25 protein-coding genes are annotated in these 23,454 nt (G+C 67.4%); 13 read left to right on the forward strand and 12 right to left on the reverse strand.

Going from position 1 to position 23,454, the window contains the following annotated elements:
* Positions 1–36 precede the first annotated feature (36 nt).
* The 4 genes from DIE08_RS36680 to DIE08_RS05445 all read left to right on the forward strand — a co-directional run bounded on the left by DIE08_RS36680 (position 37) and on the right by DIE08_RS05445 (position 3,959).
* A complete protein-coding gene (locus DIE08_RS36680) occupies positions 37–582 on the forward strand; it encodes an integrase core domain-containing protein (protein ID WP_409360392.1) in 546 nt (181 codons plus the stop codon).
* Between the two features lie 19 nt (positions 583–601).
* Complete coding sequence (locus DIE08_RS05435) at positions 602–1,891, forward strand: FAD-binding oxidoreductase (RefSeq protein WP_124901222.1); 1,290 nt, start codon at positions 602–604, stop codon at positions 1,889–1,891.
* Positions 1,892–1,907: 16 nt separating this feature from the next.
* Positions 1,908–2,465 (forward strand): helix-turn-helix domain-containing protein, encoded by a 558-nt coding sequence (locus tag DIE08_RS05440; RefSeq protein WP_059600125.1) that lies wholly within the window; start codon positions 1,908–1,910, stop codon positions 2,463–2,465.
* 147 nt (positions 2,466–2,612) lie between these two features.
* Positions 2,613–3,959, forward strand: a complete 1,347-nt coding sequence (locus tag DIE08_RS05445) for a glutamine synthetase family protein (protein ID WP_124901223.1) — start codon at positions 2,613–2,615, stop codon at positions 3,957–3,959.
* Positions 3,960–4,055: 96 nt separating this feature from the next.
* Here DIE08_RS05445 and DIE08_RS05450 read toward each other — a convergent pair whose 3' ends face one another.
* The gene (locus DIE08_RS05450; protein WP_124901224.1) at positions 4,056–5,249 is read right to left on the reverse strand and encodes an FAD-dependent oxidoreductase; all 1,194 of its coding nucleotides are present in this window, start codon (positions 5,247–5,249) and stop codon (positions 4,056–4,058) included.
* 151 nt (positions 5,250–5,400) lie between these two features.
* Here DIE08_RS05450 and DIE08_RS05455 point away from each other — a divergent pair, with 151 nt between their 5' ends.
* On the forward strand, positions 5,401–6,321 hold the full coding sequence (locus DIE08_RS05455) for a LysR family transcriptional regulator (RefSeq protein WP_124901296.1): 921 nt from the start codon (positions 5,401–5,403) through the stop codon (positions 6,319–6,321).
* Here the strand turns inward: DIE08_RS05455 and DIE08_RS05460 are convergent.
* The 5 genes from DIE08_RS05460 to DIE08_RS05480 form a co-directional block, all read right to left on the reverse strand.
* Positions 6,316–6,840 carry a GNAT family N-acetyltransferase gene (locus DIE08_RS05460; protein WP_260436460.1) on the reverse strand — a complete coding sequence of 175 codons (525 nt, stop codon included), beginning with the start codon at positions 6,838–6,840 and terminating at the stop codon, positions 6,316–6,318. The genes DIE08_RS05455 and DIE08_RS05460 overlap by 6 nt on opposite strands.
* A gap of 136 nt (positions 6,841–6,976) precedes the next feature.
* Positions 6,977–7,366, reverse strand: coding sequence for a lysozyme inhibitor LprI family protein (locus DIE08_RS05465; RefSeq protein ID WP_124629632.1), 390 nt, complete (start codon positions 7,364–7,366; stop codon positions 6,977–6,979).
* Between the two features lie 50 nt (positions 7,367–7,416).
* Positions 7,417–8,178, reverse strand: coding sequence for an N-acetylmuramoyl-L-alanine amidase (locus DIE08_RS05470; RefSeq protein WP_124901226.1), 762 nt, complete (start codon positions 8,176–8,178; stop codon positions 7,417–7,419).
* Positions 8,179–8,327: 149 nt separating this feature from the next.
* Positions 8,328–9,947: an NAD(P)/FAD-dependent oxidoreductase gene (locus DIE08_RS05475; RefSeq protein ID WP_124901227.1), complete on the reverse strand. Its 1,620-nt coding sequence runs from the start codon at positions 9,945–9,947 to the stop codon at positions 8,328–8,330.
* Positions 9,947–11,461, reverse strand: coding sequence for a polyamine aminopropyltransferase (locus tag DIE08_RS05480; protein ID WP_124901228.1), 1,515 nt, complete (start codon positions 11,459–11,461; stop codon positions 9,947–9,949). The genes DIE08_RS05475 and DIE08_RS05480 overlap by 1 nt, the downstream gene beginning before the upstream one ends.
* Positions 11,462–11,582: 121 nt before the next feature.
* On the opposite strand from DIE08_RS05480, the gene DIE08_RS05485 reads away from it, so the two are divergent.
* The 5 genes from DIE08_RS05485 to speD are packed head-to-tail and all read left to right on the forward strand — an operon-like array spanning position 11,583 to position 15,088.
* Entirely contained in the window at positions 11,583–11,969 is a 387-nt protein-coding gene (locus DIE08_RS05485) for a DUF350 domain-containing protein (protein ID WP_057929417.1), read from the forward strand.
* Between the two features lie 25 nt (positions 11,970–11,994).
* Positions 11,995–13,050, forward strand: a complete 1,056-nt coding sequence (locus tag DIE08_RS05490) for an SPFH domain-containing protein (RefSeq protein ID WP_124901229.1) — start codon at positions 11,995–11,997, stop codon at positions 13,048–13,050.
* Between the two features lie 9 nt (positions 13,051–13,059).
* A complete protein-coding gene (locus DIE08_RS05495) occupies positions 13,060–14,568 on the forward strand; it encodes a DUF4178 domain-containing protein (protein ID WP_124901230.1) in 1,509 nt (502 codons plus the stop codon).
* Complete coding sequence (locus tag DIE08_RS35510; protein ID WP_175815984.1) at positions 14,568–14,714, forward strand: hypothetical protein; 147 nt, start codon at positions 14,568–14,570, stop codon at positions 14,712–14,714. Before DIE08_RS05495 ends, DIE08_RS35510 begins: the two co-directional genes overlap by 1 nt.
* On the forward strand, positions 14,711–15,088 hold the full coding sequence (gene speD / locus DIE08_RS05500; protein WP_124901231.1) for an adenosylmethionine decarboxylase: 378 nt from the start codon (positions 14,711–14,713) through the stop codon (positions 15,086–15,088). The genes DIE08_RS35510 and speD overlap by 4 nt, the downstream gene beginning before the upstream one ends.
* Before the next feature lie 7 nt (positions 15,089–15,095).
* Here speD and DIE08_RS05505 read toward each other — a convergent pair whose 3' ends face one another.
* The gene (locus DIE08_RS05505; RefSeq protein WP_124901232.1) at positions 15,096–15,548 is read right to left on the reverse strand and encodes a type II toxin-antitoxin system RatA family toxin; all 453 of its coding nucleotides are present in this window, start codon (positions 15,546–15,548) and stop codon (positions 15,096–15,098) included.
* Between the two features lie 185 nt (positions 15,549–15,733).
* Between DIE08_RS05505 and DIE08_RS05510 the strand changes: the two genes are divergently transcribed.
* Positions 15,734–16,774: a bifunctional nicotinamide-nucleotide adenylyltransferase/Nudix hydroxylase gene (locus DIE08_RS05510; RefSeq protein WP_059685934.1), complete on the forward strand. Its 1,041-nt coding sequence runs from the start codon at positions 15,734–15,736 to the stop codon at positions 16,772–16,774.
* 74 nt (positions 16,775–16,848) lie between these two features.
* Positions 16,849–18,282, forward strand: coding sequence for a nicotinate phosphoribosyltransferase (locus DIE08_RS05515; RefSeq protein WP_124901233.1), 1,434 nt, complete (start codon positions 16,849–16,851; stop codon positions 18,280–18,282).
* Between the two features lie 42 nt (positions 18,283–18,324).
* Here DIE08_RS05515 and DIE08_RS05520 read toward each other — a convergent pair whose 3' ends face one another.
* The gene (locus DIE08_RS05520) at positions 18,325–19,782 is read right to left on the reverse strand and encodes a PLP-dependent aminotransferase family protein (protein ID WP_124901234.1); all 1,458 of its coding nucleotides are present in this window, start codon (positions 19,780–19,782) and stop codon (positions 18,325–18,327) included.
* A 126-nt stretch (positions 19,783–19,908) separates the two neighbouring features.
* Here DIE08_RS05520 and DIE08_RS05525 point away from each other — a divergent pair, with 126 nt between their 5' ends.
* Positions 19,909–20,796 carry a DMT family transporter gene (locus tag DIE08_RS05525; protein ID WP_059600110.1) on the forward strand — a complete coding sequence of 296 codons (888 nt, stop codon included), beginning with the start codon at positions 19,909–19,911 and terminating at the stop codon, positions 20,794–20,796.
* Between the two features lie 65 nt (positions 20,797–20,861).
* Here DIE08_RS05525 and DIE08_RS05530 read toward each other — a convergent pair whose 3' ends face one another.
* The 4 genes from DIE08_RS05530 to DIE08_RS05545 all read right to left on the reverse strand — a co-directional run bounded on the left by DIE08_RS05530 (position 20,862) and on the right by DIE08_RS05545 (position 23,438).
* Positions 20,862–21,479 (reverse strand): hypothetical protein, encoded by a 618-nt coding sequence (locus DIE08_RS05530; protein ID WP_059600109.1) that lies wholly within the window; start codon positions 21,477–21,479, stop codon positions 20,862–20,864.
* Between the two features lie 70 nt (positions 21,480–21,549).
* Positions 21,550–22,167 (reverse strand): hypothetical protein, encoded by a 618-nt coding sequence (locus tag DIE08_RS05535; protein ID WP_059600108.1) that lies wholly within the window; start codon positions 22,165–22,167, stop codon positions 21,550–21,552.
* Between the two features lie 111 nt (positions 22,168–22,278).
* Entirely contained in the window at positions 22,279–22,899 is a 621-nt protein-coding gene (locus DIE08_RS05540; RefSeq protein ID WP_124901235.1) for a hypothetical protein, read from the reverse strand.
* Positions 22,896–23,438: a hypothetical protein gene (locus DIE08_RS05545; protein ID WP_124901236.1), complete on the reverse strand. Its 543-nt coding sequence runs from the start codon at positions 23,436–23,438 to the stop codon at positions 22,896–22,898. The genes DIE08_RS05540 and DIE08_RS05545 overlap by 4 nt, the downstream gene beginning before the upstream one ends.
* Positions 23,439–23,454 lie beyond the last annotated feature (16 nt).

Below are 23,454 nucleotides of genomic sequence, written 5' to 3' on the forward strand. Positions count from 1 at the left end.
CATGGCCGCCGCATTCGAATGTTGACCATCATCGATATGTGGAACCGGGCGTGCCCGCACATCGAGGTCGACTTCTCGCTGACGGGTGTTCGCGTGACGCGTGTGCTCGAGCAGTCGCGGCAGCGAGGACGGCGCCCCAATCTGATTCAGGTGGATAACGGCCCGGAGTTCGTCAGCAGGGCGCTCGACGCCTGGGCACACGAGCACGGCGTAAAACCGCAGTTCATTCGGCCCGGCAAACCGGTGGAGAACGCTCACATCGAGAGCTTCAACGGCCGACTGCGTGAAGAGTGTTTGAATCAGCATGCGTTCGTCAGTCTCGACGATGTACGCAGGCGAATCGAAGCGTGGCGCGCGACTACAACTCGGTGCGTCCGCATAGTGCGTTGGGGCAATTGGCGCCGGACCAATTCGGGCAATTGCATCAACCGAAAACCGCCGAGACCATTAACTTACGAACGGTGTACTCGGCGGGGTAAGGTCACCTCGGACTCCAGGGTCACGTCGGATTTCCTCGGACTTCATTCTCCCGCTTGCTCTCGTGAAATTGTCGTGCTAATTTTTCATGAAATTTGGCGATGAAAATTTCACGGGAATCCGCATGTTCGTGCAGTCCGACCGTCACGTCGCAAGCTACTACGCCGGCACTTATCCGGCGCCGATTTCGCGGCGGCCTGAACTGGACGAACGCATCGACGCCGACGTACTGGTCGTCGGCGCGGGCTTCAGCGGGCTGCATACGGCATTGCGCCTCGCGCTCGCGGGCAAGCGCGTGGTCGTGCTCGAAGCGAGTCGCGTCGCGTGGGCCGCATCGGGCCGCAACGGCGGACAGGCGCTGCTCGGCTGGTCGTGCGACATGCAGCCGCTCGAGGATTCGCTCGGCCGCGACGGCGCGCGCGTGCTGTGGGACAGCATGCGCTGGGCCGCGGCCGAAGTGCGCGAACTGCCCGCGCGGCACGGCTTCGACATCGACTACCGGCCCGGCAGTCTGTGGGCCGCGGTGCGGCCGCGTCGCGTCGCGATGCTCGCGCAGGCCCGCGACGAGGCAGCGCAGCGCTGGGGCTACGACCGCCTGCGCGTGATCGGGCAGGACGAGATGCCCGAGTGGATCGGCAGCGCGCGCTATCTCGCCGCGCTCCACGATCCCGAGGCCGGCCATCTGAATCCACTGAAGCTCGCGCTCGGTCTCGCGCAGACGATCGAACGGGCCGGCGGCCGCATCTTCGAGCAAAGCCGCGTGCTCGAGTATCGCGAGACCGAGGGCGGTCACGTTGCCCGCACCGCGCACGGCGAGGTGCGCGCGGACGTGCTGGTGCTCGCGTGCAACGCGTATGTCGACCGGCTCGATCCCGAACTGTCGCGCCGGTTGCTGCCGGTCGGCACCTACCAGGTCGCGACCGCGCCGCTCGCGCCGGACGTCGCACGCTCGCTGCTGCCGCGCAACAGTTGCGTGATCGACAACCAGTTCGTGCCCGACTACTTTCGCCTCAGCCCGGACAACCGCCTGCTGTTCGGCGGCGGCTGCACGTATCTCGGCGGGATTCCGGCCGACATCGCGGCCGCGACGCGCCCGCACCTTGAACGCGTGTTCCCGCAACTGGCCGGCGTGTCGCTCGACTACGCGTGGGGTGGCCACATCGACATCAGCATGCGACGCACGCCGGACATCGGCCGTCGCGGCCAGCGTTTCTGGCTGCAGGGCTTCTCGGGGCACGGTGTGTTGCCGACGCTCGCCGGCGCGCGCGCGGTCGCCGACGCCGTGCTCGGCGACGATCGCCTGCTCGCGCTGTACCAGCGCATCCGCAACCCGCGCTTCCCGGGCGGCGACCGCCTCGCCGCGCCGCTGGAAGCGATCGGCAAGGCCTGGTACCGTTTGCGCGATACCGTCTGACGCACCGGAATCCATCATGAACGAGCAGGAAGAGATAGAAAGTCTGGCGATCCTGATCCGCGATCTGCGCAAGCATCGCAAGGTCACGCTCAACGATCTCGCGGAACGAATCGGCCGCTCCGTCGGCTTTCTATCGCAGGTCGAGCGCGGGCTGTCGCGCCCGACGGTCGCGGATCTCACCGCGATCGGCGAGGCGCTCGGCGTGCCGACCACGTATTTCTACAGCCTCAGCAAACCGCGCAGCGTGCCGTGGGTCACGCGGCCCGACGAGCGGCGCACCGTGTATTACGCGGCCGGCATCACGGACATCCTCGTGTCGCCGAACATGCGTTCGCGCTTCTCGATCCTGGAGAGTCATCTCGCGCCCGGGGCGAGCAGCGGCGAGCGCTCCGTCGACGACAGCGACGAGCAGGGCGGCTTCGTGCTCGAAGGCGAGCTGACGATCTGGATCGACGGCGACGACACACCCATCACGCTCGGCCCGAACGACGCATTCCAGCTTCCCGCGCACAAGCGGTTCCGTTACGCGAACCTGGGCGATGCCCCGGCGCGCGTGATCTGGGTGTTCACCTGAGTTTGTCGGCCGGCGGCCCGAGGGGCCGTCTCGCCGTGTTGCCGGTTTGCAGTACTGATCGATATCGGGCATGTGACGTGCCGCATGCCGGTGAGTCCGGTTCGCCGCGTTGCGGCACCGCCATACAAGACATGGAAAGGATGAGACATGGCTGACGTCGTTCCCGTGCTGGTCGATGAAATCCGCGCATTCCGGCAGGCGCATCCCGAGATCGGTTATGTCGACCTGATCTGTCTCGACCTGCCGGGCCATTTCTACGGCAAGCGCTATCCGATCGATGCGCTCGAGAAGGTCGCGTCGGGTTCGCTGCTGAAGCTGCCGCAGAACTGCGTGCTGCTCGGCACGCAGGGCGGCCTCTACAAGATCGGCGATTACTGTTTCAACGACGGCGACCCGGACGCGCCGCGTCGCCTGATTCCAGGCACGCTGAAGCCGGTGCGCTGGGAGCGGAAGCCGCTCGCGCAGATGCTGATCAGCTCCGATGGCACGGATGCGCCGATCGAGTTCGAGCCGCGCGAAGTGCTGGCGCGCGTGCTTCGGCGGTTCGCGGCACGCGGCATCCGGCCGGTCGTCGCGTTCGAGCTCGAGTTCTATCTGTTCGCCGCGCAGCTCGCGGACGGGATGCCGCAGTATCCGCGCGATCGCTTGAGCGACGACCGCGACGACCAGCCGAACATGCACATCGAACGCCTGTCGCGGTTTTCCGACGTGCTGCACGAGATGGTCGAGGCCGCGTGCGAGCAGGGCGTCGACGCGACGGTGATCACGGCGGAGCTCGGGCCCGGCCAGTTCGAGATCAACTTCGGCCATACCGACGACGCGTTGCGCGCGGCCGACTGGTCGGCGCTGTTCTGCCGCAGCACGCGCGGCGTCGCGTTGCAGCACGGCTATCGCGCGAGCTTCATGGGCAAGCCGTATCTGCATGCGCCGGGCAGCGGGATGCATGTGCACGTGAGCCTGTACGACGACGCGGGCCGCAACCTGCTCGCCGCGGATGGGCAGCGGCCGCTACGGCATGCGGTGGCCGGCTGCCTCGAGCTGCTGCCGCACTGCATGCCGGTGTTCGCGCCGAATCACAATGCGTTCCGGCGCTATGGATCGATGGTGAACGCGGCGAGCCGTGCAAGCTGGGGCTTCGAGGATCGCGACGCGTGCATCCGGATTCCGGAATCGGATGCGCGCAATCTGCGGATCGAGCATCGGCTCGCGAGCGCGGACGCGAATCCGTACCTCGTGCTCGCGGCGATCCTCAGCGGGATGGAGCACGGGCTCGACGCACGGATCGAGCCGATCGCGCCGCTGAACGACGATCGCGGCAGCGGGATCGATTTTCCGAAGGAGATGCTGTCGGCCGTCGCGGCGATGCAGGATCACGCGGCCGTGCGTGAAGGGCTCGGCAGTGAATTCGTGATGGTGTATTGCGAGAACAAGCGGCAGGAGGAGCTGGATTTTCGCAACGAGATCGGGGCGCGGGAGTATCGGTGGTTTCTGTAGGACGCACGGGGGCAGGGATGTCCGCGTGACGATGCGTTTGATGTCGACGACGACCATGCGCGCATGACTGCCGCCGTCGAGTGACGTGTCAGGCTCTTATCGATCTCGCCCCTGCATCATCGGCAGGCCCGCTCCCCACGCGTTCGCGAGCGCTTCGATTTCGGCGATCGGATCGACCTGTCGCGCGGCTTCGTGCATGTCGTTGCCGAACAACCGGTGAGCGAACTCGCGTGCGCGCAGCGTGATCGTCGCGGTTTTACGGCTGCGGCGCAGCGTGAACGCCACGAGTGCGGCGTCGAGGCCGCGACCGTTGCCTTTGCCATGCTCGTCGAGACATTGGGCGAGATGCCACGCGTCTTCGAGTGCCTGGCATGCGCCCTGTCCGGAGGTGGGGAGTGGCGCGTGCGCGGCATCGCCGATCAGCAGCACATTGCCGCGATGCCATACATCGACCGGATCGAGATCGTGCACGTGGATCTTCGCGATCGTGTTGGGTGGCGTTGCGCGCATCACCTCCGCGATGGGTGCCGGCCAGCCATCGAACAGACGTTCCAGTAGCGGGCCGGGATCATCCGGCGCTGCATCGTCGCCGTAGCGGCTGTCGTCGAATTCGGCCTCGGCCCGGGCCGCCGCCCAGTACATGCGATGCCGATCCAGCGCGACGATGCCGAATCGTTCGCGCTGGCCCCAGTAGTCGAATATCGACACGTCGTCGACCAGCGGCACGTCGCCGTGCGCCACGCCGATCCAGTTGACGAATCCCTGATAGACGGGTGTGGCGTCCCCAGCCACATGGCGTCGCGCGACGGAGTTCATGCGGCCGTCCGCGCCGATCACGAGATCGGGGGCGATCGTCGCGCTGTTGTCGAAATGAACGACGGCGCGGCCGTCGGGGCCGGCGTCGATGGCTGTTGCACAGTGGCCGAAGCGGACGTCGATGTCGTGTGCCGCGACGTGTCGGGCCAGCACGGCCTGCAGGTCGCGCCGCAGTATTGCGCGCGTCGGAAAACCCATGTGTCGGTCGAGTTCGCCGATATCGACGTGCTTGAACGGAGTGCCATGCCGGTCCATGCACCGCATCGCGCGCAGGTGGCCGCTGACTTCGACGATGTCGGGCAGGAGGCCGAGCTGCTCGAGCACGAAGCAGGCATTCGGCCATAGGACGACGCCGGCGCCCATCGTCGTCTCGGACGGCCTGCGTTCGTAGACCCGTATCCGATGTCCGTGCCCGGCAAGCGCAAGCGCGGTGCTCATGCCGGCCACGCCGGCGCCGAGAATGGCGATATCCATATTGATGCTCCGGTAGGTGCGTGCGCGTGCTCGCGTCGGCGCGGATTCGTGCCGGCGGCCGCGCCTTGACTGGATCCACATCGTAATTTACGGTCACGAACGGGATAAGCCGCGAAAAACGGCGAGCTTTGATACCTGAAACGGGATAATGATGCGCAGCAAGCTGGATCTGAACGCGGTGCGCGTGTTCGTGTCGGTCGTCGACGAAGGCAGCTTTGCCGGCGCCGCACGCGTACTGTCGATACCCGGTTCCAACGTGAGCCGCCATGTGGCGCAGCTGGAATCGAGGCTCGGCGTGCGGCTGCTGGAGCGCAGCACGCGGCACTTGCGCATGACGGAGGCCGGACGCCTGTTGCACGAGCGCGCAAAGCCGATGCTCGATGCGCTGACGCATGCTGAATTCGAACTGACCTCGCAGCAGACGGAATTACGCGGCGTGCTGAAGCTATGCGTGCCCGGCGAGATCGGGCCGCGTATGCTCGGGCCGATCGTCGCGGAATTCGCGAGCCGCCACCCGCGTGTCGAAATCGATTGCGACACGCGCCTCGCGGGCGTCCCGACGCTGCGCGACGATATCGACCTGTCGATCATCGTCAATCGCGGAAGGCTGGACGACAGCGCGTTCGTCGTCAGGCCGCTCGTCAGCTTGCCGAGCGTCGTCGTGGCTGCGCCGTCGCTGATCGAACGCACGGGCATGCCGACGCGGACGGAGCAGCTCAGGCAGTTGCCGTGCATCACGACGCTGAGCACGCTGAAAGGGCAGCCGTGGCAGTTCGCCGACGGCGACGGGCGGATTCACAAGATTCCGGTCACCAGCCGGTATCGCGTCAATAGCGGGGAAATGGCGGGTCTGGCGGCGGTGAACGGGATCGGCTTCGCGATTCTCGTCGAACGCGGATGCGCGGCCGAACTGGCTGCCGGGCGGCTGGTGCGCGTGCCGCTGGAGATGGTGCCGGCGCCGCTCGAACTGCTGGCGGCCTATTCGAGCCGCAATTCCGTCAACGCGAAGATTCGCGCGTTGCTGCAGTTGATGCAGGCGCGGCTTGCGGTGGCGGAAGCGATGCCGTCATGACGATCGCTTCAGCAGTGCGCGCCAGTAGCGCACTTCGTCGATCGGCGCACCGTCGATCTCGAACGTCTTGATGTCGTCTTCGGCGACGAAACCCTCGCGTTCGTAGAACGCGCGGGCGCGATGGTTCTTGACCAGCACCCACAGCGACACCCATTCATGGCCCATGTCGTGCAGCGCCCGGCAGGCATGGTCGACGAGTGCCGCGCCGACGCGTTGCCCGCAATGCGACGGATGCAGGTAGATCGCTTCGATTTCACCCCAGGTGCGATCCTTGTCGGTGTCGCGCGTCGGCCCGTAGGCGATCCAGCCCGTCGGCCCATTTTGCGCGACGGCGAGCGCGACACGCGGCCGTCCTGCGCCGAGCGCGTGGCACCACGAAGCGGTGCGCTTTTCGACCGACAGGCCGGCGAGGAACGACGCCGGCATGATGCCCGGGTAGGTGGCCTGCCACGATGCGACGTGAATGGCGGCGATGGCCGGGGCATCGTCGGGCGTGGCGGCGCGGATGTCGATCTTCATCGTGTTCAGATCATTGAGGACTTCAGAGCATTTAAGTCGCATCGCCGCTCCTTTCGCGGTGCCGAAGTGGCGGAACCGCAAGGGCACGACACGCCGCGCCGCAAAGCGCTTCGCGGCGCGGCATGCGAAAAAGCCCTTACTCCCCGAGCTTCGCCGTCACACACCCCGTGCTCGAGCACTCGCGCTCGCGTTCGCGCAGGAACGACAGGCGCGATTGCGTGAAGTCGATCGCGCATTGCAGGTTCACGAGATAGCCGTCGTCGCGCGTTTCGCTGCAGCGGTCGTCGCGCTGCTTCATCCACGCGAGCTGGCCCGTCTTCAGCTTGGCCTGCTGGTCGCCGCTCAACTGCTTGCGCACGCGGCCGTACTCGTCGTTCAGTTCGCGGTCGAGCTGCGAGAACTCGTTGCTGCTGCAGTACACCTGGTCGAACGCGCTGCGCGGTTTGCCGCAGCCGGCCGCATGCGCGGCGAACGGCACGGCGAGCGCAAGCAGCGCGCAGGATACGAGCAGATTCTTCTTCTTCATGGGACTCCTCCTCACTGGGTGAAAACCGTTGAAACCAACGGGCGTTACCTTTACCTGGTCGCCGTACAGACGTCGATCCCGCTCGCGATCGCGGTGGCGAGGCGCTGGATCGTTTCGCGCTGCGCGAGCCGCTTTTCCTCGTCGGGATTGACGATCACGCCGGCCTCGACCAGCACGGCCGGAATCGGCGCGGTGCGCAGCACGACGAGATCATCGAAGCGGTGGATGCCGAGTTGTGGATCGATCAGCGGACGGTTCTCGCCCTTGATCGGCTGCGCGTGATACAGCGACGGACGTTCACCGGCCGCGACCAGCCGCTCGGCGATCGCCTTTGCGCAACGCAGGCTTTCCGCGTAGTGCGGATTGCGCTCCGACACGAACACGGCGAACCCGCGGAATTCGCGTTGCCGCCCCGCGTCGATGAACTGCTGCTGCATCGAATCGTGATGGATCGACACGAACAGGTTCGCGTCGGGCGCCTGCGTCGAGCGCTGGTCGAGCGCGATCTCGCGGCCGTCGGCCGACGTGCGCAGCACGCGATCGCCGTGCGCGGCGAGCTTCTCCGCGACGGCGGTGGACAGGTCGAGGTTGTACCGGTATTCGACGCGGCCGCTGGCGCCGGTGGCACCCGGGTGGGCCGGCGTATGGCCGGTGTCGACGACGACGTAGCGGCCGGAGGCCGGCTGCGCATCCGGGCTTGCGGCATCGGCCGCATGCAGCGCCGGCGGCACGCCCAGCAGCGGGGCGCACGCGAGCAGGCGCGCGGCGGCGCGCACGAACGGGCGAAGGCGTCGAACGGTTCGGTTTGTCATTATTGTTGTCGAGGAGGACATGCGGCGCGTCGCATGGCGCGCACCGTCGGCCTGCTCAATGCAGTCGGAATGTCGCGCGATTATAGCGGTTGCCGGCGGCGGCGCAATGACGCAATGACCACTGCCGCACGGAAGGCGCGAGCCGGCAATCAGGCGAGCATGCGCCGGGCGGCGAGCATGCCCCAGTACGACGCTTCCTCGAACAGCGACAGCCCGGACAGGTCCGCATGCGCGAACACGACGGGGCCGTCTGCCTCACGCAGCGCGAGCAGCCCCGGCCGGCTCAGGAAACCGACGTCGGGCGTCGCCATCGCGTGGCCGCGCACGGTGATCTCGAGCGCGGTCGCATGTTTCCACAGCTCGCGTCCGTATACGGCCTGCAGGTCGATCGCCGCCTGCTCGCGCAGCGCGTCGGGTTTCGCCTGCGCGAGCCAGCGACGCGTGTCGTCCGGCGAGCGCGCGCTCAGCGCCTGATAGGCGGAGAACACCGAGCGCGTCGGCGGCGACATCCGGATCAGCTGGTGCGTCGACACGACATAGCCGAGCCCCGCGCCGTCGTAGACGACGTTGTCCCATGCGAGCGGCACGCCGGCTTCCTCGGCCGGCATCCCGTCGAGCAGGAAATTGGACACGAGCCACGGCGCGCGCGGCGGCAGGTCGCGCACGGGATCGAAGCCGTATGCGTGAAGCTGCGGAAACACGCGCGCCGCGACGAACAGCGGCATCGCGCTGACGACCCGCCGCGCCTTCAGCGTGAACGTCGTCAGCGTTCCGTCGTCGGCGACGCGCGCGCACAGCACGTCGACGCCGCCTTTGCGTTCGGTCGCGCGAACGGCGAAGCCGTCCCGCGACCACGTGTTCGAGTCGGTGCGCGCGGTGATCGAGTCGCCCAGCTTCGTCGCCATCGTGTGCAGTCCGTCGGGCCAGGTCAGCACCGCGCCGTCGCCCGCATCGCTCGCGTGAGCGCCGCGCGACGAGAAGTAGTGCAGGCCGGCCCACGCGGACACGTGCTCGTAGCCCGCGCCGTAATCGTCGCGGCAGCAGTAGTTCAGGTACCAGTGCAGCGCGCTCGCGGTGTAGCCCTCGTCGAGCAGCCACTGTTTGAACGAACGCCGGTCGAGCGCGCGCCAGCGCGGATCGCGCGACGATTCAGCGATCGGGATGCAGAACACCTTGCGGCCGTCCGCGCCGCGCGCGGTGCGCAAACTGTCGGTGTATGCGAAGAAGCGTGTTTGCTGCGCGAGCGCGGCGTCGTCGAGGCCGGTCGTCGGCACGATGCCGTCCTGCCACTGGCCGGCGATGAACAGCCGTTCGTCGGGCGCGTGCACGAGCGCGCGTTCGTCGTATGCGGGGTGCGCGGAGAACGCCGCCGATTCGATCACGCCGAGATCGGCGAGCATGTCGCGCAGATGCGCGGATTCGAGCGAGGGCAGCGGCAGGTAGTGTGCGCCCTTCGGATAGCCGAGCTCGCCGAAGCGGCCGCCGGCCATATTGCCGCCGAATTCGGGACCGGCGAGCACGACGAAGCGCGTGTGACCGGCGCGCGCAAGCTGCCACGCACACGACAGGCCGGCCGCGCCCGCGCCGAGGATCGCGACGTCGGTCTCGATCGTGCCGGACGGCGGTGGCAGCGCTGCGAGATCTCGCAGCGCGTGACCTTCGCGCATGCCGGGGTAGCCGACGCGCGGCGTCGTCTCGATCCAGCCGGTGCGGCCGCACGCGGCGAGCGACGCGGCCGCGGACGCGAGGAGGAACGTGCGGCGATCCATCAGCGCAGCACGTGCTTCCAGTCGTCGTCGAAGCGGCGCACGAGCGGCTGGTCGTTGAGTTCGTTCGGCGACATCGGCAGCGCCGGCATGTCGGCCGGGAAATGGAACATCTCGGCGGCCGTCTGCGCGTCGAGCCAGCGCGTCGGCACCGAATAGCGCGTCGGCACGGCGAAGTCGCGGCGCTTGCCCGCGATCACGAAGCCCCAGTCGCCGAACGACGGCACGTAGCAGTGGTACGGCCACGTGTTGAGCCCGGCTTCGTGCAGCGTCGCGATGATCGTCCAGTACGCGTGCGGCGCGAAGTACGGCGACGTCGACTGAATCACCGCATAGCCGTTTTCCGACAGGTGGCGGGCGAGCAGCCGGAACACCGGCACCGAATACAGCCGGCCGAGCCCGAAGTTGGTCGGATCGGGGAAGTCGACGACGATCGCATCGTACACGTCGGCATTCGATTCGAGCCAGCGCACCGCGTCGTCGTTGATCACCTGCACGCGCGGGTCCTTCAGTGCGCCCTGGTTCAGTTTCACGAGCGGCGCGGAGGTCGAGAACAGCTTCGTCATCGCGGGGTCGAGATCGACGAGCGTGATCCGTTCGAGGTTGCGGTGCTTGAGCAGTTCGCGCACCGCGAGGCCGTCGCCGCCGCCGAGCACGAGCACGCGTTTCGCCCACGGCAGCGCCTCGATCGTCGGATGGATCAGCGCCTCGTGATAGCGATGCTCGTCACGCGACGAGAACTGCAGGTTGCCGTTCAGGTACAGCCGCATGTCGTCGTGCCATTGCGTGAGCACGATGCGCTGGTATGGCGTCGTTTCGGAATAGATCGTCTCGTCGCCGTATACGCCGTGCTCGGCCCAGTGTGTGATGCGGTCCGACAGCGCGAAGCCGGTGACGAGCAGTCCGATCACGAGCGACGCGCGCATCAGCTTGCCGCGCACGTTGCGGATCTCGTCGCGGAACAGGTGCGTGGTCCACAGCGCGACGAATGCGTTCAGTAGCCCGAACAGAAAGCTCGTGCGCAACAGGCCGAGACGCGGCGCGAGCACGAGCGGGAAGATCAGCGACACGGCGAGCGAGCCGAGATAGTCGAAGGTCAGCACCTCGCTGACGGTATGGCGAAACGCCTGGCGGCGCTGCTGGAACGCGCGCATCACGAGCGGGATCTCCATCCCGATCAGCAGGCCGAGCGCGAGCACGAGCGCATAGAGCGCCGCGCGGAACGGCGCGGCCAGCCACGCGAACACCGCGAAAAGGAGCGCTGCCGACACGCCGCCGAGCAGGCCGACGAGCAGCTCGATGTCGACGAAGCGGTCGAGCACGTCGTCGTCCTCGACGAACTTCGCGAGCCACGAGCCGATCCCCATCGCGAACAGGTAGCAGCCGATCACCGACGAGAACTGCAGGATCGAATCGCCGAGCAGGTAGCTCGACAGCGCGCTGCTGATCAGTTCGTAGCCGAGCCCGCACGACGCGAGCACGAGGATCGACAGGACGAGCGCGCGCTTATGCAGCATGGCGCGTCCGTTGTGCAGGGCTCGTCAATGTGGCTATACTGGCGCGGATTTCAGTAGGGCGGCCCGCCATGGGCCGGCCGGCGAGGGGGCGGCGAACCGAGCACAAAATCCGAGGAAAAGAATGAATAGTGCCTATCTTTATGCGGTTCATTTGCTGTCGGCGTTCGTGCTGCTTTTCGTGTTCGCGGCAGTGTACCTGAAGGTCACCCCGTTCGACGAACTGGCACTGATCCGCGATGGCAACGCGGCCGCGACGCTGTCGTTCGGCGGTGCGCTGATCGGCTTCTGCCTGACGCTCGCCTCCAGCATCGCGCACAACTCGACGCTCGGCGAAGTCATGCTGTGGGCCGTTGGCGCGATGGCCGTGCAGCTCGTCACCTATGCGGTGCTGACCCGGCTGATTCCCGGCATGAACCATGCGATCGAGGATCGCAACGTCGCGATGGGCGGCCTGATGGGCGCCGCGTCGCTCGTCGTCGGCATCATCAATGCCGCCTGCCTGACCTGACGCGCCCGCGCGCGAGGAGACCGACATGAGTCTGGGTTCGTTTATCCGCAAGCAGTTCATCGACGTCCTGCAATGGACGGAAGACACCGACGGCGTGCTGGCCTGGCGCTATCCGATGGAAGACCAGGAGATCCAGTACGGCGGCCAGCTGACCGTGCGCGAAACGCAGGTCGCGATCTTCGTCAACGAAGGCAAGGTCGCCGACGTGTTCCAGCCCGGCCTGTACAAGCTGGAAACGCGCACGCTGCCGGTGCTTACGTATCTGAAGAACTGGGACAAGTTCTTTCAGTCGCCTTTCAAGTCGGATGTCTACTTCTTCAGCACGCGGCTGCAGCTCGGGCGGCGCTGGGGCACCGCGCAGCCGGTGACGATCCGCGATCGCGAATTCGGCTTCGTGCAGTTGCGCGCGTTCGGCATCTACTCGTACCGGATCGTCGACGCGGCCGCGTTCCACCGCGAGGTGAGCGGCACGCGCGCGCAGTACACGGTCGACGATCTCGAACAGCAGCTGCGCAATCTGGTCGTCACAGCGATGAGCACGACGTTCGGCTCGGCCGACGTGCCATTCGTCGACATGGCCGCGAACCAGACGCTGCTGTCGCAACGCGTCGCCGAGGCGCTGGTCCCGGTGTTCACGCGCTACGGCCTCGCGCTCGATGCGTTCGCGGTCGAAAGCGTATCGCTGCCGGCCGAGCTGCAGAAGGCGCTCGACCTGCGAATCGGCGCGGGGATGGCCGGCGATCTCGCCCGCGCGACGCAATACCAGACGGCACAGGCAATCCCGCTGGCCGCGCAGAACCCGGGCGGCATCGCGGGCGTCGGCGCGGGGCTCGCGGCCGGCGCGGCGATCGGGCAGGCGATGGCCGGCCAGATCGCGGGCGCCGCGCAACCGGCGCAGGCCGCACCTGCACCCGCACCCGCCGTGGCACCGGTCGCCGCCGCGCAGCCGGCCGCGCCGGCCGAAGGAACCGATTACGTGCAGCGTCTCGAACAACTGAAGGCGTTGCTCGACAAGGGCCTCGTGACCGAAGAGGACTATTCGCGCGCGAAGGCGGAAATCCTCGCGAAGCTCACACGGTAAGCGTCGCGCATGTTCAGCACTTCGTGCCCCCAGTGCGGCGCGCCGGTCGAGTTTCGCTCGGCGGCGGCGGTGATGGCCGTCTGCGCGTTCTGTCGCAGCACGCTGCTCAAGCGCGGCACCGACGTCGAGCGCATCGGCGAGCTGGCCACGGTGCTCGACGACGCGTCGCCGATCCAGATCGGCACGGCCGGACGCTACGGCAAGCGCGCGTTCACGGTGCTCGGCCGCCTCCAGATGACCTACGACGCCGGCGCGTGGAGCGAGTGGTACGTCGTGTTCGACGACGGCGCGTTCGGCTGGCTGTCGGATGCGTCGGGCCAGTATGCGGTCACGGTGCGCGAGCCCGACGACGCGTCCGGCGGCGCGTGGCCGGCGTTCGGCACGCTGGAACCGGGCATGCGGATCGACCACGGCGGCCGCGCGTTTCTCGTGTCCGACGTGCGCACCGCGCGCTGCACGGGCGGCGACGGCGAGTTGCCGTTCCGCGTCGACGCGGGCTGGGAAGCGCGCGTCGTCGACCTGCGCACCGGCAACGCGTTCGCGACCTTCGACTATTCCGACGCCGATGCGAACGGCGGGAGCCCCGCCGTCTATACGGGCGAGGCACTGGAGTTCGACGCGCTCGCGTTCACCGGGTTGCGCGATACCGAGACCGATACGCGCGAGAAGCGCGGCGCGGAGATGGTGCCGTTCGCGTGCCCGAGCTGCGGCGCGCCGCTGTCTTATGCGCCGAACGTGGCCGATTACGTCGTGTGCGGCAGTTGTCATGCTGGCGTGCAGTGTACGGCCGAGCAGCAGACCGTGTTCGCGGCGCAGCGCAAGCTCGAATCGGTGAAGGGTGCGTTGGAGCTCGGTGCAATCGGCACGTTCGACGGCGTGAAGTACACGGTGATCGGCATGATGCGATGCCGCGTGCCGGGCGACGAAGAGACGTGGGACGAATACCTGCTGCTGAACCCGAAGCGCGGCTTCCTGTGGCTCGTGCAGAGCGAAGGGCGCTGGGAACGCGTGCAGGTGCTCGACCATTGGCCGACGATCGGCGGCGAGTCCGACGTGACCGACGGCGGCAAGACCTACCGCCTGCGCGAGGCGTATGAATCGGAGGTCGTCTACGTGGTGGGCGCGTTCAACTGGCGCGTGCAGGTGGGCGATCGCACGTCGATCATCGATTACGGTTGGCAGAAGGACAAACTGACGCGCGAGCGCAGCGCCGCGGAAATCGTCTGGTCGCGCGCGCGGCCGCTGTCGGGCAGCGCGCTGGCCGAGCGCTTCGGCACGCCGGCGCTCGCGACGGCGGCTGCGACGGGCGCCACCGCGTCGACGGGCCTGTTCGGCGGGAAACACCCGCACAGTTTCGCGCCGCTGCCGTGGGTGTTCAGCGCGCTGCTCGTGATTTTCAACATGGACTCGCTGTTCTCGTTCAGCGGCCGCACCGTCTACGTGCTGGTCGGCCTGCTGGTGCTGTGGCTGCCTGAATGGCTGTGGAAGGGTTTCGCGTCGGACGGGGGCAACGCGTAATGCGCTACATCCTCTACGGACTTTACGGGCTGATCGTCGTCACGTTGTTCAGCTGCGCGTCGCTCGGCGGCGGCGGGTCGGGTGGCAGCGGGTGGGGCAGTTCGTCGGCGCGCAGCGGCTACTCGTCGTACGGGTCGCACAAATGACCGCGCGCGACGGTCTCGCCGCGCCGCGTGCGATGCTCGGCTCGCACGTGCTGGCCGACCTGGCCGGCATCGACGCGGCGCTGCTGCGCGACGCCGCACGGCTTGAAACGATCCTGACCGAAGCAGCGCAACGGGCAGGCGCGCGCGTGATCGGTGCGCACTTTCATCATTTCGGCGGCGAGCATGGCGTGACGGGTGTCGTGCTGCTCGCCGAATCTCACATCACGATCCATACGTGGCCCGAGCATTGCTTCGCGGCCGTCGATGCGTTCATGTGCGGCGCAGCACGCGCGGCCGATGCGGTCGATGCGATCGCCGCTGCGCTCGGTACGCGGGCGCAGGTCCGGCAGCAGGTGGCGCGCGGCATCGCGTGAGCGACTCTCAGCGCAGCAACGCCTCCGCTTCGGCCCAGCGCTTGAACGAATCGAGGCGCCGGCGCGTGTGCACGAGATAGAACGCGCCGATCAGCGGTTCGAGCAGCCAGCGCAGCCAGGACGGCTGCGCGCGGAAGTGGTAGGTGAATTTCACTTCGGTCGAACCCGGCGTGTGTTCGGTGAAGTTCCAGCTGCCGCTGAAGCGTTCGAGCACCTTCGGCCCTTCGACCATTTCGACGGCGGCGACCTGCGGCGGGCGGTACGAGATGTAGCGCGACACCATCGTCGCGCCCGACTGACTACGGCAGAACGCGTCGACGCCGACGTCGGCCGTCGTTTCGTCGAGCAGATAGGCGTCGGTGAGGAAGCTGTCCCATACGAGCCGCCGCGCGTAGTCCTGCGACCACGTGAAGAGGCGTCTGCGATCGACGCCGACGGTCCGGCTGACTGAGATCCTCATGATGGATGGCGGGCGCCAGGGCGCGGATTAGGATGAAATCGAGTGTACCGCGCCGGTGCCGCGCATTTCGTCAGACTTCGTCAAGTCGAGCGCGTGCTCGATTGACCTTCTGCGGGAATTCCCCTACGATCGATTCCATGCCTTCGGGACAGACCCGAAGCGTTTCAATCTCTTGAGGGAGCCTCATGAGTACGCAACAGAACCGGCGCTTCGACGCGCTCGTTTTCATTGGTCGTTTCCAGCCCCCGCATCGTGGTCACCTGAACGTGCTGAAGTCGGCACTGAGCCGGGCCGAGCGCGTGTGCGTGCTGATCGGGTCGACCGACAAGCCCCGCACCATCAAGGATCCGTTCTCGTTCGACGAGCGCTGCCAGATGCTGGCCTCGCTGCTCGAGCCGTCCGAGCGCGAGCGCGTGACGGTCGCGCCCGTGCAGGATTCGACGTACAACGACGGCGACTGGGTGCGCTGGGTGCAGGATGCGGTGGCCGCCGCGCTCGGCGACGTCGCGCAGCGCAAGGTCGGGCTGATCGGCCACGAAAAGGACGCCACGTCGTATTACCTGCGGATGTTCCCGCAATGGGAGCTCGTCGACGTCGATGCGACCGAAGACATCTCCGCCACCGAAATCCGCGACCAGTATTTCGCAGAACGCACCAACAGCTTCGTGCAATGGGCCGTGCCGGAACCCGTGTTCGGCTGGCTCGAGCATTTCCGCACGCAGCCGCAATTCGCGCAGCTGAAGGCCGAGGCCGAATTCATCGCCGCGTATCGCAAGGCATGGTCGGCCGCACCGTATCCGGTCACGTTCGTGACGGTCGACGCGGTGGTCGTGCACTCGGGCCATATCCTGCTCGTGCGCCGGCGCAGCGAACCGGGCCGCGGCCTGTGGGCGCTGCCGGGCGGGTTCGTGAACCAGGACGAACGGCTCGACGCGGCGTGCATCCGCGAATTGCGCGAGGAAACCGGCCTGAAGCTGCCGGAGCCCGTGCTGCGCGGCTCGATCAAGGATCGCCAGGTGTTCGATCATCCGGCCCGCTCGCTGCGCGGCCGCACGATCACGCACGCGTGCCTGTTCAACTTCCCGACCGGCGAGCTGCCGCGCGTGAAGGGCAGCGACGACGCCGACAAGGCGCGCTGGGTGCCGCTCAACGAATTCGCGCAGATGCGCAACGTGATGTTCGAGGATCACTTCGAGATCGCGTATCACTTCCTGGGGAAGCTGTGACGCGCTGATTCCCCGGATTCCGGTCCGTCGCGACAGACGCGGCGGCACTTCAACGGCCTAGAGGAGCTCTAGCCATGCAAAACGATCCCGGCGGCTTTGCCGCGGTTCTCGCCAATCCGATCCTCAACACGGATTCGTACAAGGCTTCCCACTTCCTGCAATATCCGCCCGACGCGCAGGCGATGTTCTCGTACGTCGAGTCGCGCGGCGGCCGCTACGACCGCACGCTGTTCTTCGGCCTGCAGATGCTGCTGAAGGAATATCTGTGCCGGCCCGTCACGCACGCGATGATCGACCAAGCCCGCGATTTCTTCGCGGTGCATGGCGAGCCGTTCAACGAGGACGGCTGGCGCCATATCGTCGAGCACTACGACGGCTACCTGCCCGTGAAGATTCGCGCGGTGCCCGAGGGTTCGATCGTGCCGGTGCACAACGTGCTGATGACCGTCGAATGCGACGACCCGAAGGTGTTCTGGCTCGCGTCGTATCTGGAGACGATGCTGCTGCGCGTGTGGTACCCGGTGACGGTCGCGACGCGCAGCTGGCACCTGCGGCAGACGATCCGACGCTTTCTCGAGAAGACCGACGACGATCTCGCGCAACTGCCGTTCAAGCTGCACGACTTCGGCGCGCGCGGCGTATCGAGCGCGGAATCGGCCGCGATCGGCGGCGCCGCGCATCTCGTGAGCTTCATGGGTTCGGACACGGTGCTCGGCGTGCTGGCCGCGAACCGCTTTTATCGCGAGCCGATGGCCGCGTATTCGGTGCCGGCGGCCGAGCACAGCACGATCACGTCCTGGGGGCGCGAGCACGAAGCCGATGCGTATCGCAACATGATCGCCCGCTTCGGTCTGCCCGGCGCGATCGTGTCAGTTGTGTCGGACTCCTACGATCTGTTCGCCGCACTCGAGATGTGGGGCGGCGAGCTTCGGCAAGCCGTGATCGATTCGGGTGCGACGCTGGTCGTGCGTCCCGATTCGGGCGACCCCGTGGCGATCGTGCTGCAGACCGTGCGCGCGCTCGACGCATCGTTCGGATCGTCCGTGAACGGCAAGGGACGGCGCGTGTTGAACCATGTCCGCGTGATCCAGGGTGACGGCGTCGACGAGCTGTCGATCGACGCGATTCTCTCCGCGCTCGACGACGCAGGCTATGCGGCCGGCAACGTCGTGTTTGGCATGGGCGGCGCGCTGCTGCAGCAGGTGAACCGCGATACGCAGCGCTTCGCGATGAAGTGTTCGGCGATCCGTCGTGGCGACGTATGGCACGACGTCCGCAAGGATCCGGTCACGGATCAGGGCAAGCGCTCGAAGAAGGGGCGGCTCACGTTGCTGCGCAATCGGCGCACGGGCGAATACCGGACGGTGACGCTGCCGGTCGCATGGGACGATCGCGCGCTGGAAGGCGAATGGGACGAGGCGCTCGAAACGGTGTTCGATACGGGGAGAATGCTGGTCGATACGACGTTCGCCGAGGTGCGGGCGAGGGCGCACGCGGCGCAAATGTGAGGGCGACGGCGGGGCGTTCGTGCGCTCCGCCGCCGTGGATGTTCATCGGTCGCCGGCCAGTGTGCGACCGCTGCGCTCCGCCGCACGCGTTGCCTCCATCGCCCGCGCCAGCGCATCGAACACCGCCGGCCCCTTGCAGCGCGACACGTTGAAGCGCATGAACGACGTCGCGCCGTGCGACGCACTGAACACGTTGCCGGGCGCGAGCACCACATCGTGGTCGAGTGCATGACGCGCCACGCGCGCGGCATCGAGCCCGTCGGGCAGTTCCGCCCATACGAACAGGCCGCCGCGCGGTTCGGTCCAGATCCCGAGCCCGGCGCGCGCGAGCCGCCGGATCGTTTCGCCCATCGCATCGGCCAGCTGCGCACGCAGGCCGTCGAGATGGCGCCGGTAGGTGCCGTCGATCAGCAGCCGGTGCACGATGTTCGCGCCGATCTGCGCATTGCCGAACGACGTCGCGAGCTTCAGGTCGACGAGCGCGTCGATCCATTCGGGGCGCGCCGCGACATAGCCGCAGCGGATTGCGGCCGACAGCGTCTTCGAGAAGCTGCCGATCGACACGACGCGCGACAGCCCGTCGAATGCCGCGAGGCGCGGCGCGGGCGTGCTCTCGAAATCCGCGAAGATGTCGTCCTCGACGATCAGCAGGCCGTGCTCGGCCGCCAGCGTCAGCAGGCGGTGCGCGACCGGCGGCGCGAGCGTCGCGCCGGTCGGGTTGTGCAGCGCCGCGTTGGTGATGTACAGGCGCGGCCGATGCTCGGCAAGCACCTGCTCGAAGCGTGCGAGATCGGGGCCGTTCGGCGTGTACGGCACGCTGACGATGCGCGCGCGATGCGCGCGCAGCAGCGCCTGGAAGTTGAAGTAGCACGGATCGTCGAGCACGACGGTGTCGCCCGGCTCCAGCAGCAGCCGGCACACGAGATCGAGCGCGTGCGTGCCGCCGTCGGTCAGCATGATCTGCGTGGGTTCCGCATGGACGCCGTGCTGCGCGAGCCGCCACGCCAACTGCTGGCGCAACGCGGGCAGCCCGAGCGGCGTCGCGTAGTCAGTCAGCGCGTCGGTTTCGTCGCGTGACACCGCGCGCAGCGCACGTCGCAGGCTTTCGTCCGGCAGCCACGACGACGGCAGCCAGCCGCAGCCCGGCTTCACCGAACTCGGCGCCGCCTCGAGCGACTGGCGCGACAGCCACAGCGGATCGAGTTCGCGATCGAGGCGCGGGCCGAGTTCGGCGAGCGCGAGCGGCGGCGCGTGCCCGGACACGTAGAAGCCGGAGCCGCGCCGCGCGACGAGCACGCCTTCGCTCGCGAGCCGCTCGTATGCGTCGACGACGGTCGATTTCGACACGTGCAGCGAGTCGGCCATCATCCGGATCGACGGCACGCGCGCGCCGGGCATCAGCGCGCGGCTCGCGATCCGTGCGCGCAGCGTGTCCATCACCGTTTCCACGCGGGTGCGCGACGGCGCGGGCGGAGCAGGGGCTTGCATGGAACGGCTCATGGCGAGAGGGAACTGTACAGACGGTTGTCCAGTACAGTTTGTCCGAATTGTATTGGGCTGTAGCTTACGCGCTTTTCACGGGCGGCGGATCATCGGTCATTCACCTTTTTCCGATCAGGATTTCCCGTGCAAAAGACGACCGACGGATGGCTCAGCGGCCTGCTGGGCGTGATCATCTTCAGTGGCTCGTTGCCCGCGACGCGCGTCGCGGTGCAGGGGCTCGACCCGCTGTTCCTCACGTTCGCGCGCGCGACGATCGCCGGCGTGCTCGGCCTGATCCTGCTCGTCGCGCTGAAACAGAAGCGGCCGACGCGTACCGAGACCGCGTCGCTCGTCGTCGTCGCGCTCGGGGTCGTGGTCGGTTTCCCGTTGCTGACGGCGCTCGCGCTCAAGCACGTGACGTCCGCGCATGCGATCGTGTTCGTCGGGTTGTTGCCGCTCGCGACCGCGCTGTTCGGTGTCTGGCGTGGCGGCGAACGGCCGCGGCTGCCGTTCTGGATCTTCTCGCTGGTCGGTAGCGGGGCGGTGGCCGCGTTCGCGCTGCGCAACGGCGGAAGTGCGTCGGTGGTGGGCGATGCGCTGATGCTGGCCGCGATCGTCGCATGCGGGCTCGGTTATGCGGAAGGCGCGCGCCTGTCGCGCCAGCTCGGCGGCTGGCAGGTGATCTCGTGGGCGCTCGTGCTGTCGCTGCCGGTGATGTTGCCGCTCGCGTGGTTCACGTGGCCCGCGACGTTCGACGGCGTCGACGCTGCCGCGCTGTGGGGGCTCGCGTACGTGTCGCTGTTCAGCATGCTGATCGGCTTCGTGTTCTGGTATCGCGGCCTCGCGCTCGGCGGGATCGCGGGCGTCGGCCAGCTTCAGTTGCTGCAGCCGTTCTTCGGTTTCCTGCTCGCGGCCGGGCTGCTGCACGAGACGGTGCCGCCGTCGATGCTCGCCGTGACGGCCGTGGTTGTCGGCTGCGTCGCGGGGGCGAAGTACTTCTCGAAGATGGCGCCCGTGCAGCGCGCGGGCTGACGCGCCGGCGCGCGACGACGTGACGGGTGCCACCCGTTCGCCGTCGCGCGGGCGCGGCTTGCGGCTTACCCCATCACCACGTTCGCGAGCCGGAACTGGTACGCGGTCGCGGTGGTGCCGCCGCCGCCGCCCGTCATCACGATGTCCGCGCTCTTGATCCCCAGCAGCGACAGTTCGGTGTTGATGTCGGACAGCACGGCCGAATTCATCACCGCGCCCTGTTCGATCTGCGACGCCGTGCCGATCCACAGCGTCGGCTTGAACTCGAACACGGCTTTCTGCCCCGGCACGATGCCCGTCTTGTGCGCGAGCAGCCGGTTGTCCTTGAAGACCGACGCGGTGATCGCCCCCTGGCTCAGGTCGTTGCGCAGCTGGATCTCGCGCGACGTCGGCGCCGGGCCGGCCAACGCGAGCACGTTGCCCGACGTCGAGCGCGACACGTTGAAGACCTGTCCGTTGTCCGCGCGCTTCTGTGGCATGTAGTTGCCGTCGGCATCGCTCGCGGAGACGGTCGTCAGCATCGGGAACACGAACGGATGGTTGTCGCCGCGCCCGCAGTTGGTGATGACCTTCCACGCGATCGCGAGCTCGTCGAAGTCGGTCGACACGTTCTTCTGGAAGATCACGATCTGGCTGTTGTTGACGTCGTTCGACAGGTTGACGAAGTTGAGATTGATGTCCATGAGTCACCTTGGTTCGATTTGGATAACTGATTGAATGGGCGCCGGCCGTGCATCGCCGGCGCACGAACCGTTACGCCATCACCACGTTTTCCAGCCGGAACGTGAACGGCATCGAGCGCGGGCCGGGGCCGCCGCCGGTCATCACGATGTCGGCGCTCGCAATGCCGAGCAGCGACAGTTCCGTGTTGATGTCGGAGATCACCGCGGAATTCATCAGCGCACCCTGTTCGATCTGCGATGCGACGCCGATCCAGATCGTCGGCTTGAACTGGAACACGGCCTTCTGGCCCGGCGCGACGGACGTCTTGCGCGCAAGCGCGCTGCCGTCCTTGTAGATCGTCGCGTTGATCGCGCCGGCCGGCAGGTCGTTGCGCACCTGCACCTCGGAGCTCGCGCCCGGGTCCCCGCCGAGTTGCAGCACGTCGCCCGAGCTCGAGCGCACGACCTGGAACACCTGGCCGTTCGAGGCGACCTGCTGCGGCATGTAGTTGCCCCAGCTGTCGCTCGCGCTCACGCTCATCGTCATCGGGAACTTGAACGGATGGTTGTCGCCCTGGCCGCAATTGCGGATCACCTTCCACGCGATCGCGAGTTCGTCGAAGTCGGTCGCCACGTTCTTCTGGAAGATCACGACGCTCGAGTTGTTGGCGTCGTTCGAGCGGTTGATCAGGTTCAGTTGGATATCCACGTCGTTGCTCCTTGAGTTTGAAAAGACGGCAGTCGGTCTGCCGCACACCTTTCCCGCCGGCCCGGCCGCGAAGCCGTGCCGTCAAGCCGGTTCAATCCGTGTCTGGCGGCGCTACGCGCGCACGATGTGTTCGAGCGCGAATGCAAACGGCTGCGCGTCGGTGCCGGTGCCGCCGCCCGTCATCACGATGTCGGCCGCGGCGACGCCCGCCAGCGGCAGAAGCGTGTTCGCGCTTGATAGCACCGCCGCGTGCAGCGCGCGGCTTTCCTGTATCTGCGACGCCACGCCGATCCACAGCGTCGGCGTGAAGCGAAACACGGCCTTCTGCCCGGGCGCGACCGCTTCCTTCACCGCGATCAGCCGGCCCGCGCTGAACGCGTTGACGTTCACGGCGCCGCGCCGCAGCCGGTTGACGACCTCGATGTCGCCGCCCGGTGCGTCGGCCGGGTCGGGCACGAGCCGGCCGCGTCCCGTCGGCTGCGCGTCGACCACGAAGCGCACGCCGGCGGGCGCCGTGACGCGCGGCGAGAAGTTGCCGTGCTCGTCGCCGAGCGCGACGTCGATGTCGGTCGAGTAGTCGAACGGATGGAAGCAGTCGCGTCCGCAATAACGGATCACCTTCCACGCGATCGCGAATGCGTCGAGATCGGGGATCACGTCGCGCTGGAACAGCACGACCTCGCTGTTGCCGCAGTCGTTCGAGCGGTTGACGAAGCGGAGCTTGATGTTCATGACGCCTGCTCCTGATCGGACGTGCCGCGATCGTCGCGCAGCGTGCGGTCGGCCCACTGCGCAAGCGCGGGCGCGACGCCGTTCGCGAGCGACGCGACGTGCAGCGCATGTGCACGCGCCTGGGCCTGAAGGTCGCCCGCGAAGCGGCCGAGCGCCATCACGGCATCGGCGGGGCCGCGCGTGCGGCCGAGATCGTCGAGATATTGCGCGGCCGCGTCGGCCATCGCGCCCGCATGCTGCAGATGGCTCTGTGTGACGCGTGTCGCGAGATCGGCGTTCAGTGCCGCGAGCTCCTTGACCGCGGCGGCCGAACTGCCGGGCGCGAACCGTTCGAGCTGGCCGCGCCACAACGCGTCGGTCGCGGCCTGGCAGGCATCGGTGTAACGGTGGCCGGCGAGCAGCGCGGTGTGCGCGAACGCGCGCCACGCGGGGCCGCCGGGCGTGCAGCCGGTGCCGGTCGCCTGCGCGGCGACCTTGCCGAACTGCTGGAGCGCGTCGGCGTGCGCGCGTTCCCATTGGGCGATGAACGTGGAGAACATGGCGATTCCTCGTGAT

This window comes from Burkholderia sp. Bp9004 (assembly GCF_003858025.1).
Taxonomy (GTDB): Bacteria; Pseudomonadota; Gammaproteobacteria; order Burkholderiales; family Burkholderiaceae; genus Burkholderia; species Burkholderia diffusa.

Bases quoted from the DNA above. Each gene is read 5' to 3' on its own strand.
- DIE08_RS36680 (WP_409360392.1), top strand. From the start codon at position 37: ATGTGGAACCGGGCGTGCCCGCACATCGAGGTCGACTTCTCGCTGACG.
- DIE08_RS05435 (WP_124901222.1), top strand. From the start codon at position 602: ATGTTCGTGCAGTCCGACCGTCACGTCGCAAGCTACTACGCCGGCACT.
- DIE08_RS05440 (WP_059600125.1), top strand. From the start codon at position 1,908: ATGAACGAGCAGGAAGAGATAGAAAGTCTGGCGATCCTGATCCGCGAT.
- DIE08_RS05445 (WP_124901223.1), top strand. From the start codon at position 2,613: ATGGCTGACGTCGTTCCCGTGCTGGTCGATGAAATCCGCGCATTCCGG.
- DIE08_RS05450 (WP_124901224.1), bottom strand. From the start codon at position 5,249: ATGGATATCGCCATTCTCGGCGCCGGCGTGGCCGGCATGAGCACCGCG.
- DIE08_RS05455 (WP_124901296.1), top strand. From the start codon at position 5,401: ATGCGCAGCAAGCTGGATCTGAACGCGGTGCGCGTGTTCGTGTCGGTC.
- DIE08_RS05460 (WP_260436460.1), bottom strand. From the start codon at position 6,840: ATGAAGATCGACATCCGCGCCGCCACGCCCGACGATGCCCCGGCCATC.
- DIE08_RS05465 (WP_124629632.1), bottom strand. From the start codon at position 7,366: ATGAAGAAGAAGAATCTGCTCGTATCCTGCGCGCTGCTTGCGCTCGCC.
- DIE08_RS05470 (WP_124901226.1), bottom strand. From the start codon at position 8,178: ATGACAAACCGAACCGTTCGACGCCTTCGCCCGTTCGTGCGCGCCGCC.
- DIE08_RS05475 (WP_124901227.1), bottom strand. From the start codon at position 9,947: ATGGATCGCCGCACGTTCCTCCTCGCGTCCGCGGCCGCGTCGCTCGCC.
- DIE08_RS05480 (WP_124901228.1), bottom strand. From the start codon at position 11,461: ATGCTGCATAAGCGCGCGCTCGTCCTGTCGATCCTCGTGCTCGCGTCG.
- DIE08_RS05485 (WP_057929417.1), top strand. From the start codon at position 11,583: ATGAATAGTGCCTATCTTTATGCGGTTCATTTGCTGTCGGCGTTCGTG.
- DIE08_RS05490 (WP_124901229.1), top strand. From the start codon at position 11,995: ATGAGTCTGGGTTCGTTTATCCGCAAGCAGTTCATCGACGTCCTGCAA.
- DIE08_RS05495 (WP_124901230.1), top strand. From the start codon at position 13,060: ATGTTCAGCACTTCGTGCCCCCAGTGCGGCGCGCCGGTCGAGTTTCGC.
- DIE08_RS35510 (WP_175815984.1), top strand. From the start codon at position 14,568: ATGCGCTACATCCTCTACGGACTTTACGGGCTGATCGTCGTCACGTTG.
- speD (WP_124901231.1), top strand. From the start codon at position 14,711: ATGACCGCGCGCGACGGTCTCGCCGCGCCGCGTGCGATGCTCGGCTCG.
- DIE08_RS05505 (WP_124901232.1), bottom strand. From the start codon at position 15,548: ATGAGGATCTCAGTCAGCCGGACCGTCGGCGTCGATCGCAGACGCCTC.
- DIE08_RS05510 (WP_059685934.1), top strand. From the start codon at position 15,734: ATGAGTACGCAACAGAACCGGCGCTTCGACGCGCTCGTTTTCATTGGT.
- DIE08_RS05515 (WP_124901233.1), top strand. From the start codon at position 16,849: ATGCAAAACGATCCCGGCGGCTTTGCCGCGGTTCTCGCCAATCCGATC.
- DIE08_RS05520 (WP_124901234.1), bottom strand. From the start codon at position 19,782: ATGAGCCGTTCCATGCAAGCCCCTGCTCCGCCCGCGCCGTCGCGCACC.
- DIE08_RS05530 (WP_059600109.1), bottom strand. From the start codon at position 21,479: ATGGACATCAATCTCAACTTCGTCAACCTGTCGAACGACGTCAACAAC.
- DIE08_RS05540 (WP_124901235.1), bottom strand. From the start codon at position 22,899: ATGAACATCAAGCTCCGCTTCGTCAACCGCTCGAACGACTGCGGCAAC.
- DIE08_RS05545 (WP_124901236.1), bottom strand. From the start codon at position 23,438: ATGTTCTCCACGTTCATCGCCCAATGGGAACGCGCGCACGCCGACGCG.